Here is a 17,336-nt window from a genome sequence, read left to right as displayed (position 1 = left end):
GCACGCGACGACCGGCGCCTTTCACACCCGGCTGCACCGGGCGCACCGGCCGATCGACCTCTGCCGGCAGGAGCCGGATCTTCCGACCCGCCGACTCGGGTCGCCCGTCCAGGCATCGCGGCCGACGCGCCCCACCCGACGGCGGTTCCTGACCTGGCACCCGCGGGTCGTCCGGTGCCCGCGCCCCGGTTGGCCCCAGCGCGCCAGGCCGAGGCGGCGGGCCCACCGGTGACCGGTCAGCCGGTGCAGGACCGGGCTGCGCCCGGGCCGCGCGGGGCGACGCGGCGGGAGCCGCGGGACATGGCCGAGCGGTCGCCAGGGCTGTGGATCAACGGCACGACCCGAGGCCCGACCCGCCGGCCGGAACCCGCCCGTCCCGGCGACCCGGGCCGGGACCGACCACCCGTTCGGCGGGACGCCCGTCGCCCCGGGGGAACGCCGGCCCCGGCGGCCGTCCCACCCGGCCGCCCCACCGCGGTGGCCGATCCGACCGGCGAGGGCGGGCGGCCGGGCCGGCTCCGGACGAGCCCGCTCACGGATTCGCCCCGGCGCGTCCTGTTGCTGGTCGCCTCGGTCGGCGGCGGAGCGGGCCTGCTGCTGGCCGGTCCGGTAGCGGCAGTGGCCCTCGGCGGCTACGGCGTGCTGGCCGCCCGCGCGTTGCTGCGCAGGCGGGACGGCCAGCACGCCTTCCGGACCCGACGGCGTCGGCTGGACCAGCTCTGCGGACTGGCCGCGGACCTGCGCGCCGGCCTTCCGGTTCCGGTCGCCGCCGAGCGGCTCACCCCCGGCACGACGAAGGCCGGCAGCCCGGGTGAGAAGGCGGCCACCGGCGACGGGCGCGCTGGGTCGTGCCGGCTGGAACGGCTGGCCCGCGCGGCCGTCCGCCTCGCCGACCAGACGGGTGCGCCGCTGGCGGAACTGCTGGAGCGGATCGAGGCGGACGCCCGTTCGGCCGACCGCGGACTGGCCGCGGCGGAGGCCCAGGCCGCCGGCGCTCGGGCCACCGCGTGGCTGCTCGCCGCCCTCCCGCTCGGCGGCATCGGACTCGGCTACGGCATCGGCGTCGACCCGGTGTCGGTGCTGCTGCACACCCCGGTCGGAGGGGCATGCGCGGTCGCCGCGATCGCCCTCCAGGTCGCGGGGCTGTTCTGGGCCGAGCGGCTCGGCGCGGCGCCGGGACGGGTGACCTGATGCCTCGGGTGGCGCTGGCCGTCGGCCTCGTGGTGGCGGTGGCCCTGTTCGCCGCGATGCTCGTCGCCGGTAGGCGGCCCCTGCGCCGCCTGCGTGCGCTGCGCAGGGCGCCGGCCGGCGTACGTCCGGCTGCCGCGCCCCGCCCACCGGCCGGCTCGGGAGACGACGCGACGAGCGGCGTCCGAGGCTGGCGGCAGCCGGACGTCATTCGCCTCGCCGCGTGCCTGGGCGGCGTGGCGGTGGCCGTCGTCGTCGGCGGCTGGCCCGGAGTGGTGGGAGCCGGCCCGACGGTGCTGCTGCTCGACCGGCTGCTCCGGCGGATCGAGCCGCCGGCCGCCCGGGTTCGGCGGTTGCGGGAGGCAGCGGATCTTCCACTCGCCGCCGACCTGCTCGCGGCGGCGATGCGGGCGGGAGCGCCGGTGGACAGGTCGGTCCTCGCCGTGGCGGAGGCGCTCGACGGTCCGCTGGCCGACCGTCTTGCCCGGGTGGGCCGGTTGCTGCGCCTCGGCGGCGGCCCCGACGAGGCGTGGGCCCCGCTCGCGGCGGTGCCGGGGGCCGAGAGGCTGACGGCCGCGGTGCTCCGCAGCGCGAACAGCGGAGCCGCGCTGGCCGGGGCGCTGACCCGCCTCGCCGACGACCTCCGCGCCGACCGTGCCACGGCCGCCGAGGCAGCCGCCCGTCGCGCCGGCGTGCTCATCGTCCTGCCGTTGGGGCTCTGCTTCCTGCCGGCCTTCATTCTCGCCGGTCTGGTGCCGGTGATCGTCGCCGTCCTCGGCGACGTGCTCTGACCACCCCCTCTAGGAAAGGAAGACGCACGTGCGCAAACTCCTGTCCCGCCTGCGCGGGGACGCGGGAATGAACACCGCCGAGTACGCCGTCGGCACCCTCGCCGCGGTCGCCTTCGCCGGAATCCTGCTGAAGGTGCTGACCTCGGGCAACGTGCAGTCCGCGTTGACCGCTGTCATCGACCGGGCACTCAAGTGACCCGGCGCCGGCCGGCTGGCCGCGATCGGGGTTCCTTCACCGCCGAACTGGCGGCCGGCCTGCCGGCGCTCCTCCTGCTCCTGCTCACGGGTCTGTCGGCGGTCAACGCCGTCGGCACCAGGGCGGGCTGCCTGCACGCGGCCCGGGAGGCGGCGCTGGCCGCCTCCCGGGGCGCCGACGGGGCGGCCGCCGTCGGCGGCGCGGTTCCGGAGGGTGCCGAGGTGACCGTCACCGTCGACGGCCGGCAGGTCGTCGCGACCGTGCGGGCGCCCGTACGCGCGCTCGGCTCCCGGCTGCCCCGGATCTCCGTGACCGCGACGGCGGTCGCGGCGATGGAGCCCGGGGTCGCCGAGGCGGGAGTCCCGGGCTCCGTGGCGCCGGGGGGTGGGCCATGACCGGTGTCGCGAGGGCGTCCCGGCGCGGCCTGGAGGCCCCGACCAGCGCGACGTCGGTGCGGGGGAGCGCGGTGCGGCAGGCGGGGGAGCGGGGCGGGGCGACCGTCTGCGTGCTCGCCGTGGGGTTGGCGTTCGTCGTGGCCGGGATCTTCGGCGCCGCCGTCGGTGCGGCCGGCACGGCCCGGCAGCAGGCCCGGGTGGCGGCGGACCTCGGCGCGCTGGCGGGAGCGGGTCAGGCCCTGCTGGGCGAGCCTCTGGCCTGCCGGCGGGCCGCCGAGATCGCCAACGCCAACGGTGGGCGGCTCCTCGCCTGCCGACTCGACGGCCTCGACGTCCTGGTGACCGCCGAGGTGATCGTCGAACCGCTGCCCGGCCTGACCCGGGCCGCGCGGGCTGGCGCCCGAGCCGGTCCCGTCCGTGCCTGACCGCGGGGCGGCCGGCGAGAGGCGGCGGTTGAGCGAGCCGGGAGCGGGGTGGGCGCTTCCCGCAGGGACGGTGCCGGGCCGAGGGGCAGCGTCCGGGACGGACTCGAGCAGACGCCGGGGACGCACCGGCCGATCGCCCGACCGCACCGGCTGATCGCCCGACGGCACCGACCGACTACCCGGACGGCACCCGCCGATCGCCCGGACGGCACCCGCCGATTTGCCCGGAACGGCACCGGGCGCGGCCCGTGCCGTGCCGGCGGGCCGGGGTGACGGTGGTCGGCATCCCGGCCCGGGTGGGTCAGCGCCCCTGGAGGGCGTCGAGGGCGATGGCCATCGCGATCACGAGGCGGCGGTCGACCTGCGGGTGCTGGATCTGGACCACGTACCGGTCGCGCAGGCCCCACTGCTTGATGACGGAGAAGACCGGCTGGCCGCCGGCGACGAAGTCGAAGTGGTAGGGCAGCCACGACAGCGAGTCGACGAACCGGCGCAGCAGCGCCACGGGCATGCTGCGCTCCTGGCCCGTGACCTGCGGCAGGCCGGCCTGCTCGACGTGCCAGGTGGAGCGGAGCAGCGACTGTGCGAAGTCCTTGCGGAACAGCCCGATCGGGTTGCCGGCGTGGTCGGTCACGTCGTACGTGGCGCCGATGTCGAGGCGCTGACGGGCCTTGAACCCGAGCAGCGGCTGCTGCTTCGAGTCGTCGGTGTAGATCGTCACCTGCTCCTTGAAGGCGAGCCGCTTCTGCTGGGCGAACCCGAGCAGCCCACCTTCGGAGCCGTCCGGGGCGACGGCGTGGACCTCGTACTGGTTGACCATCATCCGGAGCCGCTGCCGGATGTGGAACTGCTGCTGGGCCTGCAAGTTGTCGAACTGCATGGGATCTCCTTCGAGGGGTGGCCGGAGTGTCGCACAGCTTCGAGCAGGCCACCTGCGGCAGGTCGTGTGCCGCCCACCGCCGTCAGGCCAGCCCCGCCGGCCGCGTACCCGATCTCTCAGGCGGATCAACGAGGGTGGGAGAGCCGTGGTCGTGCCGGCGTCGGGGTGGAATCGCCGCGCCGGTGCCGGCCGGCCGCCTCGGAGCCGAGGGGCGCCACCGGGGCCGGCCGGCCCGGCTCACCGGCCCCCGTCGACGGTCGCCTTCAGCGCCCAGGCGTTGAGCACCTGGTGGATGCTGCGCAGCCGCTCGTTGATCTGGTCCAGTCGTTCGGCCTGCGCCAGGGTGGCCAGCGCGGATCCCAGGGCGATCTGCTGGTCGGGTGTCAGTTTCTCCTGGTCGATCGTGTAGAGCAGGTCGACGGTCTCGGCGATGGTGTCGGCCACGATTCCTCCTTCGGGCGGGAAGGACGACAGGGATCCGCGAGCACCGATGGAAGCGCTCCCATATCGTCACTTGCCCCGCCGGGGCGGGTTCTATGCCTGTTTCCCGCCGCCCGGGACGCCGCCCGGGACGCCGCCCGGGACGCCGCCCGGGACGCCGCCCGGGACGCCGCCGTGGTCGGGTGCGCCCTCACCGTCCGTGGCGGCGGCTTCGCCGGAGGTCACGGAACCGGCCGGTGTCGCGCCGCCCGTCCCGTCGCCGGCCGCGCGGGGGGCCGGCACGCCGTCGGGCAGGTTGGCGAGCACCACGTCCAGCACCCGGACGGCGTCCGGCTTGGAGAGCGGGTTGTTGCCGTTGCCGCACTTGGGGGACTGCACGCAGGACGGGCAGCCGGCCTCGCAGCCGCACTCGGCGATCGCGTCCCGGGTGGCCCGCAGCCAGGCCGCCGCCGTCCCGTACGCGCGCTCGGCGAAGCCCGCCCCGCCCGGGTGCCCGTCGTAGACGAAGACCGTCGGGGCCTCGGTGTCCGGGTGCAGCGCCGTGGAGAGCCCGCCGATGTCCCACCGGTCGCAGGTGGCGGTGAGCGGCAGCAGCCCGATCGCGGCGTGCTCGGCGGCGTGCAGCGCGCCCGGCACGTCGGCGGGCTCCACGCCGGCGGCCGCCAGGGACCGCGGCGACAGGGTGAACCAGACCGCGACCGTACGCAGTTCCCGTGCCGGCAGGTCGAGCGGTCGGGTGTCGATCACCTCGCCGGTGGCGATGCGCCGCCGCTGGTACGACACGACCTGGCTGGTCACGTCGACCTCGCCGAGGAAGAGCCCGACCGGCCCGGCGTCCACGTACGAGCGCACCGACACCACCGACAGCGAGGTGACGTCCCGGGCGTGCGTGGACCAGTCCGGCTCCTCGGGGTGCACCAGCGCGCACCCGTCGGCCAGGTCGAGCGAGTCGACCACGTACGAGACGCCCTGGTGCAGGTAGACCGCGCCGGGATGGAGCAGGAAGTGTGCCGAGCCGCCGTCGACGGTGCCGAGCAGCCGCCCGGTCGCCGCCTCCACCACGCAGACCGGCGCGCCGCCCTCGCCGCGCAGATCGACCTCCGGCCGTTCCGGGTGCCGCCAGTACCAGCCGGTCGGCCGCTGCCGCAGCGCCCCCGCCGCCACCAGCTGGTCCACGGCCTCCTTCGCGCCGTCGCCGAAGAGTTCCAGGTCGGCGGGGGTCAGCGGCGCCTCGACCGCCGCGCAGGCGAGCTGCGGCGCGAGCACGTACGGGTTGGCCGGGTCGAGCACGGTCGCCTCCACCGGCCGCCCGAACAGCGCCTCCGGGTGGTGCACGAGATAGGTGTCGAGGGGGTCGTCCCGGGCGACCAGCACGGCGAGCGCCTCCTGCCCGGAGCGCCCCGCCCGGCCGGCCTGCTGCCACAGCGAGGCCCGGGTGCCGGGGTAACCGCAGATCAGCACCGCGTCGAGCCCGACCAGGTCGACGCCCAGCTCCAGCGCGTTGGTGGAGGCCAGTCCGAGCAGGTCGCCGTGCAGCAGCGCGCGCTCCAGCTCGCGTCGCTCCTCGCGCAGGTAGCCGGCCCGGTAGGCGGCCACCCGGGCGCCGAGCCCGGGCACCGCCTCGTCGAGGGAGCGGCGGGCGTTCGCCGCGACCACCTCGGCGCCGCGCCGGGAGCGTACGAAGGCGAGGGTGCGTACGCCCTCGGCGACCGAGTCTGCGAGCAGGTCGGCCGTCTCCCGCAGCGCCGACCGGCGGACCTGGGTGAGGTCCGCCTGCTGGTCCGCCGCGGAGTCCGGTGGCAGCAGCGGCGGCTCCCAGAGCGCGAACGTCACGCCGCCGCGCGGCGAGGTGTCCTCGGTGACGGCGGCGACGGGCAGGCCGGTGAGCCGCCCGGCGGCCGTCGCGGGATCGCCCGACGTCGCCGAGGCCAGCACGAAGACGGGTGTGCTCCGGAACCGGGCGCACTGCCGCCGCAGGCGGCGCAGCACGTGCGCGACGTGCGAGCCGAAGACGCCGCGGTAGGTGTGGCACTCGTCGATCACCACGTAGGTGAGCCGGCGCAGGAAACCGGACCACTGGGCGTGCCCCGGCAGGATGCCGTGGTGCAGCATGTCCGGGTTGGTCAGCACGAACCGGGAGTGCCGCCGGATCCACTCCCGTTCGGCGCGCGGGGTGTCGCCGTCGTAGCAGGCGGGGCGTACCCCCTCCAGCTCCAGCTCGGCGACGGCGCGCAACTGGTCGGCGGCGAGCGCCTTCGTCGGTGCCAGGTAGAGCACGGTGGCCCGGGGGTCGGCGAGCAGGGTGGCCAGCGCGGGGAGCTGGTAGGCCAGGGACTTGCCGGACGCGGTGCCCGTGGCCACCACCACGTGCTGGCCGTCGTACGCCAGGGTGGCCGCCTCCGCCTGGTGCCGCCAGGGCGCGGTCACGCCGCGCCGGGCGAACGCCGCACGCAGCTCCCGCGGCGCCCAGTGCGGCCACGGGGCGGGCTCGCCGGCCCGTGCCGGCACCCGCTCGACGTGGGTGACCGGGTCGGCGCCGGCACCGCGGGCGCGCAGCCGGCCCAGCAGGTCGGCGGGCCCGCGCCGGCCGCCGGCACCCGCGGAGACGGTGGCCTCGGGCGACGGCACCGGCTCGGGGCGCGGTGCTGGCGGTGTCGAGCCGGAGGTCACGTCCTGCACTCTCGCACTGGTGTTCGGAGATGAAAAGCGTGGGGTGGGGGTAAGGGGAGGCCTCCGCCGGTGAGCTGGAGCCGTCCTCCGGCGGGGATGGTTAGATGCCCAGGAGAGTTTACGGCTCTTGCGAGGGAGGACCGATGGAGCTGTCGCTGGCGACCCGCACCGTGGGAGAGCACACGGTGCTCGAGGTCGGCGGTGAGGTGGACGTCTACACCGCCCCCCGGCTGCGGGAACGGCTCCTCGAAATGATCGACGGCGGGGCCCGCCACGTCGTGGTCGACCTCGGGCGGGTGGACTTCCTCGACTCCACCGGGCTGGGCGTGCTGGTGGGCGCCCTCAAACGGCTCCGCGCGGCCGGCGGCTCGTTCGCGCTGGTCTGCGACAAGGAGCCGCTGCTCAAGATCTTCCGGATCACGGCGCTCGACCAGGTCTTCCCGCTGCATCCCACGGTGGACGCGGCGATCGGTGCCGATCCGGCCGGCGCTGGCGTCTGATGGCCACGGTCCGGCTCTCGTTCTCGCCGGCCCCGGTGCACGTGCGCACCGCGCGCCTGGTCGGGGTGGCGGTCGCCCGGCGGGCCGGGGTCCGTGAGGAGCTGCTCGACGAGGTGCGGCTGGCCATCGGCGAGGCGTGCACCCGTGCCGTCGCCCTGCACCGGCAGTACGGCGTGCCCGAGCCGGTGCTCGTCGAGATGTCCGACTCGGGGTCGTACGCCGTGCGGGTCGTGGACCGCGCGCCGATCGAGGCCGGCCTCGGCCTGGCCGCGCTGGACGCCGACCAGCTCGCCAACGAGTCGCTCGACGAGGACGACCTCACCACCGGCGTCGGCTTCGCGCTGCTGGCCGGGTTCGTGGAGGATCTCCAGGTCCGCCCGGTCGAGGAGGGTATCGGCACCGAGGTGCGGATGGTCTGGCCCGTCGGCCGCTGAGCCGACCCACCTGCCCTCGCGGAGGGCGTCGTACGCGTGAGGCCGCGTCCCCGGCAGGGGGCTCGGCCTCCTTGTCATGGATCGACTCCTATATCAGATTTTTCCTCATAACACAGCGACAGAGATCATCGCGCCACGGTGCCCCCTCGGTGTGACCTCCAACACTGCGGACGGCTACAGTACGCGGGTTGTCAGCAAGTGATCCATCCCGCGGCCAGCGGGAACGGTGTTCGTACGCTGGTCCGTCGGGGTGGGGTGCGCGCGCTTGCGACTCCGCATCCAGGCGCCGGGGCGGTGCGTCTCCACCGGCCGGCGCGAGCGTTCGGTACAGGAGGACACAGATGTCCGACACCTTGGCCGCCGAGGGCGGCGGGATCTCCCTCACCGGAAACAACGTCACGTACGTCGTCATCGCCGCGGTGATCGCGCTGGTGGCGCTCGCCTTCGCAGGCGCACTGACGAAGGCCGTACTGGCCGCCGGCAAGGGCACCAACAAAATGCAGGAGATCTCCGGCGCGGTCCAGGAGGGCGCCTCGGCCTACCTGATCCGGCAGTTCCGGACCCTGGCGATCTTCGTGGTCGTCGCCGTGGTGCTGCTCTTCCTGCTGCCGGTGCACGACACCGACGGCAGCGAGACGGCCGTGAAGATCGGCCGGTCCGCCTTCTTCGTCGTCGGCGCGCTGTTCAGCGCGTTCATCGGCGGCGCCGGCATGTGGCTGGCCACCCGGGCGAACCTGCGGGTCGCCGCCGCCGCCCGGGAGCGTGAGGGCGGCCGGGAGGCCGCCATGAAGATCGCCTTCCGTACGGGCGGCGTGGTCGGCTTCCTCACCGTCGGTCTCGGCCTCTTCGGCGCCGCGCTGGTCGTGCTCTTCTACCGCGCCGACGCGCCGACCGTGCTGGAGGGCTTCGGCTTCGGCGCCGCGCTGCTCGCCATGTTCATGCGGGTCGGCGGCGGCATCTTCACCAAGGCCGCCGACGTCGGCGCCGACCTGGTCGGCAAGGTCGAGCAGGGCATCCCCGAGGACGACCCCCGCAACGCCGCCACGATCGCCGACAACGTGGGCGACAACGTCGGTGACTGCGCCGGCATGGCCGCCGACCTCTTCGAGTCGTACGCGGTCACCCTGGTCGCCGCGCTGATCCTCGGCCGCGCCGCCTTCGGCGAGCAGGGCCTGGTCTTCCCGCTGATCGTCTCCACCATCGGCGTGCTCATCGCGATCATCGGCGTCTTCATCACCCGGCTGCGCGCCTCCGACCGCAACGCCCTGACCGCGATCAACCGGGCGTTCTACATCTCGGCGGTCCTCTCCGCGGTGCTCGTGGCGATCGCCACGTGGGCGTACCTGCCGGCCACCTTCGCCGAGCTGGAGGGCGGGCTGACCGACGTCGACGAGAACCCGCGGGTGGTCGCCATCGGCGCGGTCGTCATCGGCATCGTGCTGGCCGCGGCGATCCAGGCGTTGACCGGCTACTTCACCGAGACCAACCGGCGCCCGGTGCAGGACATCGGCAAGAGCTCGCAGACCGGCGCCGCCACCGTCATCCTCGCCGGCATCAGCGTCGGCCTGGAGTCGGCGGTCTACTCGGCGCTGCTGATCGGCGCCGGCGTGTTCGGCGCGTTCCTGCTCGGCGGCAGCTCCATCACGCTCTCGCTGTTCGCCGTGGCGCTGGCCGGCACCGGCCTGCTCACCACGGTCGGCGTCATCGTCGCGATGGACACCTTCGGCCCGATCTCCGACAACGCCCAGGGCGTGGCGGAGATGTCCGGCGACATCGACGAGCACGGCGCCCGGACGCTGACCGAGCTGGACGCGGTCGGCAACACCACCAAGGCGATCACCAAGGGCATCGCGATCGCCACGGCGGTGCTCGCCGCGACGGCGCTGTTCGGCTCGTACACCGACACGCTGAGCACCGCGTACGCCGACGCCGGAGTGGGCGACGTCGGTGCCGAGATCCTCAACTCGCTGAACGTGGCGAACCCGCGCAACCTGGTCGGTCTGATCATCGGCGCGGCGGTGGTGTTCCTCTTCTCCGGGCTGGCCATCAACGCGGTCTCCCGCTCGGCGGGCGCGGTCGTGATGGAGGTACGCCGGCAGTTCCGCGAGCTGCCCGGCATCATGGACGGCACCCAGCGCCCCGAGTACGGCAAGGTCGTCGACATCTGCACCCGGGACGCGCAGCGCGAGCTGATCACCCCCGGCCTGCTCGCCATCCTCGCGCCGATCGCGGTGGGCTTCGGCCTCGGGCCCGGCGCGCTGGCGGCGTACCTGGCCGGTGCGATCGGCGCCGGCACGCTGATGGCGGTCTTCCTGTCCAACTCCGGCGGCGCCTGGGACAACGCCAAGAAGCTCGTCGAGGACGGCGCGTACGGCGGCAAGGGCTCCGAGTCGCACGCCGCGACGGTCATCGGCGACACCGTCGGCGACCCGTTCAAGGACACCGCCGGGCCGGCCATCAACCCGCTGCTCAAGGTGATGAACCTGGTCTCGCTGCTGATCGCGCCGGCCGTGGTGGCCTGGAGCGTCGGCGACGAGCGGAACACCGCCCTGCGGATCAGCATCGCCGTGGTGGCGACGCTGATCATCGTCGCGGCGGTGGTGTTCAGCAAGCGCAAGGGTGTGGCGATGTCCGACGCGGACTCCGACGCCGGCAACCCGGGCCAGCGGCCGGAGCGGGTCAACGCCTGATCCGTCCGGCACCGGTCCCCGGTCGGCCCGCGCGGCCGACCGGGGACCCCCGTACCGCCGGCAAACCTGACCGCTGCCCCGGCTCGACAGAGGCCGTACGCTGCAACGCATGCGCACGTGCCGGGCGACAGCCGGAAAGCTCACGGTGGTCCTGGCCACGCTCGTACTCGTGGCCACCGGATGCGGCGGCGGTCCCAGCCCTCAGGCGTGGGCGGCGTCGGTCTGCTCGGCGCTCACCCCTTGGCGGGCCGAGATCAGCAAGCTGACCAACAGCACCGACCAGCAGATGACCGCCCAGACCACCCCGGCGCAGGCGAAGGAGAACCTGGTGCGGCTCTTCGGCGGCGCGGAGCGGGCCAGCGAGACCGCCCGGCGCAAGGTGGAGGAGGCCGGCATCCCGGACGCCGAGCACGGCGCGGAGGTCTCCGCCGGCTTCCGCGACTCGCTGGAGAAGATGCGCGACGCGTACGGGCGGGCCCGCGACACCATCGACGGGCTGGGCACCGGCCAGCCCACCGTCTTCTACGACGGCGTCCGGGCCGCCGTGGAGACCCTGAACAAGGAGTACGACGCCAGCGCGCTCGACACCAGCCGGCTCAGCTCCGAGGAGTTGAAACGCGCCTTCGACGAGGTGCCGGAGTGTCGCTGAGCGGTACCGGTGACCCCCCGGAGAGCCCGGCCCTGCCGGTGCGCTTCCCGGCCGCCGACCCGGACCGTGCGGCGCCGGTCCCGCGCCGCGCGGCCCCGCCCTCCCCGACCGACGTCGACGACTCCGTCCGGCAGCTCACCTTCTTCGGCGCGGAGACGGCCGACCCGTCCGTGGCCGACCTGGCCGGGCTGCTGGCCGGCCCGGGCGAGGTGGTCCGGATGGGCGGCACCGCCCGGCTCTCGGTGGTGGTCGACGCCGCCTGGCGGGTGCACGTGCTCGTCGCCGAGCTGGCGCTGCGCGGGGTGGCGGCCACCTGGGAGGCGACCGCCGACGGTCGGCACGCGGTGCGCACCTCGTACGCCCGCACCCTGATGCCGCTCGCGGTGGCCTGGCTGCGCGGTGCCGGCAAGCGGCCCCCCGCCGGTTTCCACCTCAACGGCCGGCGGCTGCGGCTCTGGCTCGCCGCGGCGGGGGCCGTCGAGCCGGCCGGCCTCCTGCTCCGGCTCGGCGCCGCCGACGGGGAGGGCTGGGAACCGGTGGGCGGCGCTCTCGACGCGGTCGGCCTCTCCGGCACCCTGCTCGGGCGCGCCGAGGGCGGCCCGGCGTACCGCGTCACCGGTCGCCGACGACTCGCCCGGTTCGCCGAGCTGGTCGGCGACCCGCCACCGGCCGCCCCCGCGGCGGCCTGGCCGGCCCGTTCCTGACCCGCGGCCTCCTGTCCGATGGGGGACAGCCGGACGCGGAATTCCGCAGGAAACGGCCGGGTGGCGACCTGGCCGGAGGCCCGCCATCGTCACAGTGTCCCGCCCAGCGGCACACGCACGGTGTACGGTGGCGCCGTCCGGCACGACCAGCCGCCGCGGGAGAGCAGGGGCTGCCCCGCCGGGCGGATTGCCGCCCGCGAAACCCGAAACGCGGGCGGCGCGTTACGTTGGACATCCGGACCGCCGGGGGTCGGCGGGTCGAAAGCGCCCGAACCGGGCGCCGCCGGCTGTGAGCGGGAGTGAGGTCGGGGAGAGACGTGCCGAGCAAAGCTGGAACCACCCGTCTGGTCATCGTCGAGTCACCGGCGAAGGCCAAGACGATCTCGGGCTACCTCGGCCCGGGGTACGTCGTGGAGGCCAGCTTCGGCCACGTCCGGGACCTTCCGCGCAACGCCGCCGACGTGCCCGCCAAGTACAAGGGCGAGCCTTGGGCCCGGCTCGGGGTCGACGTCGACAACGGCTTCCACGCCCTCTACGTGGTCTCCGCCGACCGCAGGCAGCAGATCAGCAAGCTGGTGAAGCTGGCCAAGGAGGTCGACGAGATCTTCCTGGCGACGGACGAGGACCGCGAGGGCGAGGCGATCGCCTGGCACCTGGTGGAGACGCTCAAGCCCAAGGTGCCGGTCAAACGGATGGTCTTCCACGAGATCACCAAGCCCGCGATCCAGGCCGCCGTGGCCAACCCCCGCGAGATCGACCGGGACCTGGTCGACGCCCAGGAGGCGCGGCGCATCCTCGACCGTCTCTACGGCTACGAGGTCTCGCCCGTGCTGTGGAAGAAGGTCATGCCGAAGCTCTCGGCCGGCCGCGTGCAGTCCGTGGCGACCCGGATCGTGGTGGAGCGCGAACGGCAGCGGATGGCCTTCCGCACGGCGGAGTACTGGGACATCCTGGCCACGCTGGCCGTGGCGAGGGCCGGCGAGGGGCCGCGCAACTTCAACGCCACCCTGGTCGCGCTGAACGGCGACCGGATCGCCACCGGCAAGGACTTCGAGCCGACCACCGGCCGGGTACGGGCCGGCGCCGGCGTGGTCCACCTGGACGAGGGGGGCGCGCGGGGTCTCGCGGCCCGCCTTGCGGGGCGGCCGTTCACCGTCACCCGGGTCGAGGAGAAGCCCTACCGGCGGCGCCCGTACGCGCCGTTCATCACCTCCACCCTCCAGCAGGAGGCGGCCCGCAAGATGCGGTTCTCGTCGCAGCAGACGATGCGCACCGCGCAGCGCCTCTACGAGAACGGCTACATCACCTACATGCGTACCGACTCGGTGAACCTGTCGGAGACCGCCATCGCGGCGGCACGCCGGCAGATCGTCGAGCTGTACGGCGAGCGCAGCGTGCCGCCGGAGCCGCGCCGCTACACCGGCAAGGTGAAGAACGCGCAGGAGGCGCACGAGGCGATCCGTCCCGCGGGCGACAACTTCCGCACCCCGGGCGAGGTGGCCAAGGAGCTGTCGGCCGAGGAGTTCAAGCTCTACGAGCTGATCTGGCGGCGCACGATCGCCTCGCAGATGACCGACGCCGTCGGCTCCAGCGTCTCGGTGCGCATCCGCGCCGTCTCCTCCGCCCAGGAGGAGGCCGACTTCGGCGCCACCGGCAAGACCATCACCGACCCGGGCTTCCTGCGGGCGTACGTCGAGTCCAGCGACGACGAGAACGCCGAGGCCGAGGACGCCGAGCGCCGCCTGCCCACCCTGGTCAAGGACCAGCCGCTCACCGCCGACGAGCTGAACGCGCAGGGCCACCACACCCAGCCGCCGTCGCGCTACACGGAGGCGTCGCTGGTCAAGGCCCTGGAGGAGCTGGGCATCGGCCGCCCGTCGACGTACGCGTCGATCATGCAGACCATCCAGGACCGGGGGTACGTCGTCAAGCGTGGCCAGGCGATGATCCCGTCGTTCCTGGCGTTCGCCGTCATCGGGCTGCTGGAGCGGCACTACCCGCGCCTGATCGACTACGACTTCACGGCCAGCATGGAGAACGAGCTGGACGAGATCGCCGGCGGCGACCATGCCGCCGTCGACTTCCTCACCGCCTTCTACTTCGGCGGCGCCACCGGCGCCGGCGACCAGGACATCGCCCGCTCGGGCGGGCTGAAGAAGCTGGTCACCGAGAACCTCAACGAGATCGACGCGCGCAGCGTCAACTCCATCCCGCTCTTCACCGACGACGAGGGCCGCGAGGTCGTCGTGCGGGTGGGCCGCTACGGGCCTTACCTCCAGCGGGCGGTGCCGGGCGAGCAGCAGGCGCCGGCCGCCGAGGGCGAGGAGGGCGGCGGTCAGGGTGACCGGGCGCCGATCCCCGAAGGGCTGGCGCCGGACGAGCTGACCCCCGAGAAGGTGCACGAGCTGTTCCTCGGCGGCGGGGGCGAGCGCAAGCTCGGCGACGACCCGGCCACCGGCGAGCCGATCCTGCTCAAGTCGGGCCGCTACGGTCCGTACGTGGCCAGCGGCGAGCGCAAGTCGTCGCTGCTGCGCTCCCAGTCGCCGGACTCGCTCACCTTCGACGAGGCACTGAAGCTGCTCAGCCTGCCCCGGCTGGTGGGTGTGGCGCCGGACGGGGCCGAGGTGCTCGCGAACAACGGCCGCTACGGGCCGTACGTGAAGCAGGGCGACGAGTTCCGCTCGCTGGACTCCGAAGAGAAGATGTTCACCGTCACGCTGGACGAGGCGCTGGCCCTGCTGGCCGCCCCCAAGGCCCGCCAGCGTCGGGCCGCCGCGCCGCCGCTGCGGGAGATGGGCGTCGACCCGCTCACCGAGAAGCCACTGGTCATCAAGGACGGGCGGTTCGGCCCGTACGTGACCGACGGCGAGACCAACGCCTCGCTGCGGCGCGGCCAGACCCCGGAGGCGCTGAGCATCGAGGAGGCCTCCGAGATGCTCGCCGAGAAGCGGGCGAAGGGGCCGGCGCCGAAGAAGAAGGCCGCCGCGAAGAAGGCGCCCGCCAAGAAGGCCGCGGCGACGAAGAAGACGGCCGCGGCGACCAAGTCGACGGCCGCGAAGAAGGCCACGACGGCAAAGGCCACCACCGCCAAGCGGGCCCCGGCGAAGAAGGCTGCCCCGAAGAAGGCCACCACCAGCACCGACTGAGCACCGGGCCGGGACGGGCGGGCGGAGGCGTCAGCCGAGGACGCGGGTCAGGTGGGGGTTGGTGAAGAGGCGGTGCGGGTCGAGGCGGGCGCGCACCGCCTGGAAGTCCGCCCAGCGGGGGTAGATCGCCGCGAGTGACTCCGCGTCGCGCCAGTGCAGCTTGCCCCAGTGGGGTCGGCCACCGAGGCCCGCGGCGACCCGCTCGAAGGTGCGGAAGAACGGCTCGTACGGCATGCCGACGTACTGGTGCACGGCCACGTACGCCGACTCGCGCCCGTGGCCGTGGGAGAGCCAGATGTCGTCGGCGGCGGTGAACCGCACCTCCACCGGGAAGAGCACCTTGAACGGCAGCCCGTCGACGATGCGCCGCAGCGCGTCGAGCGCCTCGGGGAGGGCGTCGCGTGGCAGGGCGTACTCCATCTCCACGAAGCGGACCCGGCGCGGGGTGCAGAAGACCTGGTCGGAGCGGCCGGTGTAGCGGCGTTCGGTGAGCGCGCGGGCGGAGACGGCGCTGATGCCCGGGGCGAGCGCCGGGGCGGCCCGGCCGAGCCGGCAGGCGCCCGCGAAGACGGTGTTGGAGAGGAACTCGTCGTCCAGCCAGGCGCGCCACCGGGGCAGCGGCCGGTCGTCGGCGGGCACCCGGTCGTTGGTCTTGACCTGCACCCGGTCGGTGTACGGGAACCAGTAGAACTCGGCGTGGTCGTGCTCCCCGACCAGCGCCGGCAGCTCGTCGAGCACGGCTCGCAGCGGCGCCGGCCGCTCGTGGGCGAGGAGGACGAAGGCGTCCACGCAGCGCAGGGTCACCTCGACGAGCACCCCGAGCGCGCCCAGCGACACCCGGGCGGCGGCGAGGACGTCCGGGTGTTCGTCGGCCGAGCAGCGCAGCACCTCGCCGGTGCCCGTGACGAGGGTGAGCGCCTCGACGAACGTCGACAGGCAGCCGTAGGCGGCGCCGGTGCCGTGGGTGCCGGTGGAGATCGCCCCGGCGATGGTCTGCGCGTCGATGTCGCCAAGATTGGGCAGGGCCAGGCCGTGCGCGGCGAGCAGGTCGTTGAGCGCGCGCAGGGTGGTGCCGGCCGGTACGGTGACCAGTCGGCGATCGACGTCGACGCGTACCTTGGTGGCCAGTTCGGTCAGTTCCATCCGCCGCGCGTCGGTGACCGCGACGGCGGTGAAGGAGTGGCCGCTGCCCAGCACCCTGATCCGGTCCCCGTCGGACGCGGCGGCGCGTACGGCCTCGGTGACGTCGGCGAGGGAGGTGGGGCGCAGGATGGCGGTGGCGGTGGCCCGTTGGTTGCCGGCCCAGTTGGCCCAGGGGGCCGCGGTTGGCGGTGTGGTGCCGGCCATGCGCGCTCCTCGACATGAATGCGAACTGTCTTCATATCAGGAACGTTGTTGCAGGTAAATACCGCAATCGAGGTTTGCTCGTTGTACCGGTAGTCACGAACCCGTGACATGTAGATAGGTTCATCCGTCGAAGGGGGGTGGCGAGTGTCAACACCAGCCGCCACAGCCGGGCCGCTGCGCCGCGTACCGGTGCAGGGTCGAAGTGTCGCGCGGGTCCAGCGGATGCTGGACGCCTGTGCCGAACTCGTCGACGAGGTGGGGTACGAGGGGCTGACCACCACCCTGCTCGCCGAGCGTGCCGAGGTGGCGATCGGGTCGGTCTACCAGTTCTTCCCGGACAAGCGGGCGATCGTGCAGGCGCTGACCCTGCGCACGATGGAGTCCTACCTCCAGCGGCTCGACGAGCGCTTCGCCGCCGACGACCTGACCCACTGGTGGGACGGGGTCGACGCGGGGATCGACGAGTACATCACGATGCACCGCACCGTCCCGGGCTTCCGTACCCTGCACTTCGGCGACGTGGTCGACCTGCACCTGCTCGACGAGCAGCGGGACAACAACGGGGTGATCGCGGACCAGTTGGCCCGCGTGCTCACCGAGCGCTTCGGGCTGGACGTCCCCGACCTCCGGTTCCATCTGGAGATCGCGGTGGAGGCCGCCGACGCGCTGATCAAGCTGGCGTTCCGCCGGCTGCCCGAGGGCGACGACCGGGTGCTGGTCGAGGCGAAGGCGCTGATCCGGGAGTACCTGCACCGCCAGGTCGACGCCCCGGCCGACGCCAACCAGCCCGGCTGACCCCGACGGCGGCGTACCCGCCCCCCCCGGGCGCGACCGGCGGCGCACCAGGGTGCGCGGGCGGCCCGGGAGGCGACGGGCCGGC

15 protein-coding genes and 1 pseudogene are annotated in these 17,336 nt (G+C 74.1%); 12 read left to right on the top strand and 4 right to left on the bottom strand.

Annotated elements, in window-relative coordinates; genetic code table 11:
* Positions 1 to 363: 363 nt before the first annotated feature.
* The 5 genes and pseudogenes from V6V16_RS03305 to V6V16_RS03285 form a co-directional block, all read left to right on the top strand.
* Positions 364 to 1,191, top strand: a pseudogene (locus V6V16_RS03305) (type II secretion system F family protein); the annotation flags it as partial.
* A 56-nt stretch (positions 1,192 to 1,247) separates the two neighbouring features.
* On the top strand, positions 1,248 to 1,979 hold the full coding sequence (locus V6V16_RS03300) for a type II secretion system F family protein (protein ID WP_334559414.1): 732 nt from the start codon (positions 1,248 to 1,250) through the stop codon (positions 1,977 to 1,979).
* A 67-nt stretch (positions 1,980 to 2,046) separates the two neighbouring features.
* Positions 2,047 to 2,175, top strand: coding sequence for a DUF4244 domain-containing protein (locus tag V6V16_RS03295; RefSeq protein ID WP_208418639.1), 129 nt, complete (start codon positions 2,047 to 2,049; stop codon positions 2,173 to 2,175).
* Complete coding sequence (locus tag V6V16_RS03290; RefSeq protein WP_334559311.1) at positions 2,172 to 2,570, top strand: TadE family type IV pilus minor pilin; 399 nt, start codon at positions 2,172 to 2,174, stop codon at positions 2,568 to 2,570. Before V6V16_RS03295 ends, V6V16_RS03290 begins: the two co-directional genes overlap by 4 nt.
* Positions 2,567 to 2,995, top strand: a complete 429-nt coding sequence (locus V6V16_RS03285; protein ID WP_442934020.1) for an Rv3654c family TadE-like protein — start codon at positions 2,567 to 2,569, stop codon at positions 2,993 to 2,995. The genes V6V16_RS03290 and V6V16_RS03285 overlap by 4 nt, the downstream gene beginning before the upstream one ends.
* A gap of 301 nt (positions 2,996 to 3,296) precedes the next feature.
* On the opposite strand, the gene V6V16_RS03280 is transcribed toward V6V16_RS03285, so the two are convergent.
* The 3 genes from V6V16_RS03280 to V6V16_RS03270 all read right to left on the bottom strand — a co-directional run bounded on the left by V6V16_RS03280 (position 3,297) and on the right by V6V16_RS03270 (position 6,986).
* On the bottom strand, positions 3,297 to 3,875 hold the full coding sequence (locus tag V6V16_RS03280) for a hypothetical protein (RefSeq protein WP_334559309.1): 579 nt from the start codon (positions 3,873 to 3,875) through the stop codon (positions 3,297 to 3,299).
* 237 nt (positions 3,876 to 4,112) lie between these two features.
* Entirely contained in the window at positions 4,113 to 4,319 is a 207-nt protein-coding gene (locus tag V6V16_RS03275; RefSeq protein ID WP_334559308.1) for a hypothetical protein, read from the bottom strand.
* Between the two features lie 90 nt (positions 4,320 to 4,409).
* Entirely contained in the window at positions 4,410 to 6,986 is a 2,577-nt protein-coding gene (locus V6V16_RS03270; RefSeq protein ID WP_334559411.1) for a DEAD/DEAH box helicase, read from the bottom strand.
* A gap of 143 nt (positions 6,987 to 7,129) precedes the next feature.
* Here V6V16_RS03270 and V6V16_RS03265 point away from each other — a divergent pair, with 143 nt between their 5' ends.
* The 6 genes from V6V16_RS03265 (at position 7,130) to topA (ending at position 15,109) form a co-directional block, all read left to right on the top strand.
* A complete protein-coding gene (locus V6V16_RS03265; RefSeq protein WP_334559307.1) occupies positions 7,130 to 7,486 on the top strand; it encodes an STAS domain-containing protein in 357 nt (118 codons plus the stop codon).
* Positions 7,486 to 7,920 carry an ATP-binding protein gene (locus tag V6V16_RS03260; RefSeq protein WP_334559306.1) on the top strand — a complete coding sequence of 145 codons (435 nt, stop codon included), beginning with the start codon at positions 7,486 to 7,488 and terminating at the stop codon, positions 7,918 to 7,920. Before V6V16_RS03265 ends, V6V16_RS03260 begins: the two co-directional genes overlap by 1 nt.
* A gap of 341 nt (positions 7,921 to 8,261) precedes the next feature.
* The gene (locus tag V6V16_RS03255; RefSeq protein ID WP_334559305.1) at positions 8,262 to 10,610 is read left to right on the top strand and encodes a sodium-translocating pyrophosphatase; all 2,349 of its coding nucleotides are present in this window, start codon (positions 8,262 to 8,264) and stop codon (positions 10,608 to 10,610) included.
* A 109-nt stretch (positions 10,611 to 10,719) separates the two neighbouring features.
* Entirely contained in the window at positions 10,720 to 11,259 is a 540-nt protein-coding gene (locus tag V6V16_RS03250; protein WP_334559304.1) for a hypothetical protein, read from the top strand.
* Positions 11,250 to 11,963, top strand: a complete 714-nt coding sequence (locus V6V16_RS03245; RefSeq protein WP_442934019.1) for a hypothetical protein — start codon at positions 11,250 to 11,252, stop codon at positions 11,961 to 11,963. The genes V6V16_RS03250 and V6V16_RS03245 overlap by 10 nt, the downstream gene beginning before the upstream one ends.
* A 317-nt stretch (positions 11,964 to 12,280) precedes the next feature.
* Positions 12,281 to 15,109 (top strand): type I DNA topoisomerase, encoded by a 2,829-nt coding sequence (gene topA, locus V6V16_RS03240; RefSeq protein ID WP_334559303.1) that lies wholly within the window; start codon positions 12,281 to 12,283, stop codon positions 15,107 to 15,109.
* 30 nt (positions 15,110 to 15,139) lie between these two features.
* Here the strand turns inward: topA and V6V16_RS03235 are convergent, their stop codons facing one another.
* Positions 15,140 to 16,456: a D-arabinono-1,4-lactone oxidase gene (locus V6V16_RS03235; RefSeq protein ID WP_334559302.1), complete on the bottom strand. Its 1,317-nt coding sequence runs from the start codon at positions 16,454 to 16,456 to the stop codon at positions 15,140 to 15,142.
* Between the two features lie 222 nt (positions 16,457 to 16,678).
* Here V6V16_RS03235 and V6V16_RS03230 point away from each other — a divergent pair, with 222 nt between their 5' ends.
* On the top strand, positions 16,679 to 17,251 hold the full coding sequence (locus tag V6V16_RS03230; protein ID WP_334559300.1) for a TetR/AcrR family transcriptional regulator: 573 nt from the start codon (positions 16,679 to 16,681) through the stop codon (positions 17,249 to 17,251).
* Positions 17,252 to 17,336 lie beyond the last annotated feature (85 nt).

Origin of the sequence: Micromonospora sp. CPCC 205561 (assembly GCF_036906775.1) — a bacterium.
Classification (GTDB): domain Bacteria; phylum Actinomycetota; class Actinomycetes; order Mycobacteriales; family Micromonosporaceae; genus Micromonospora.
This window is presented reverse-complemented; position numbering and strand designations above follow the sequence as displayed.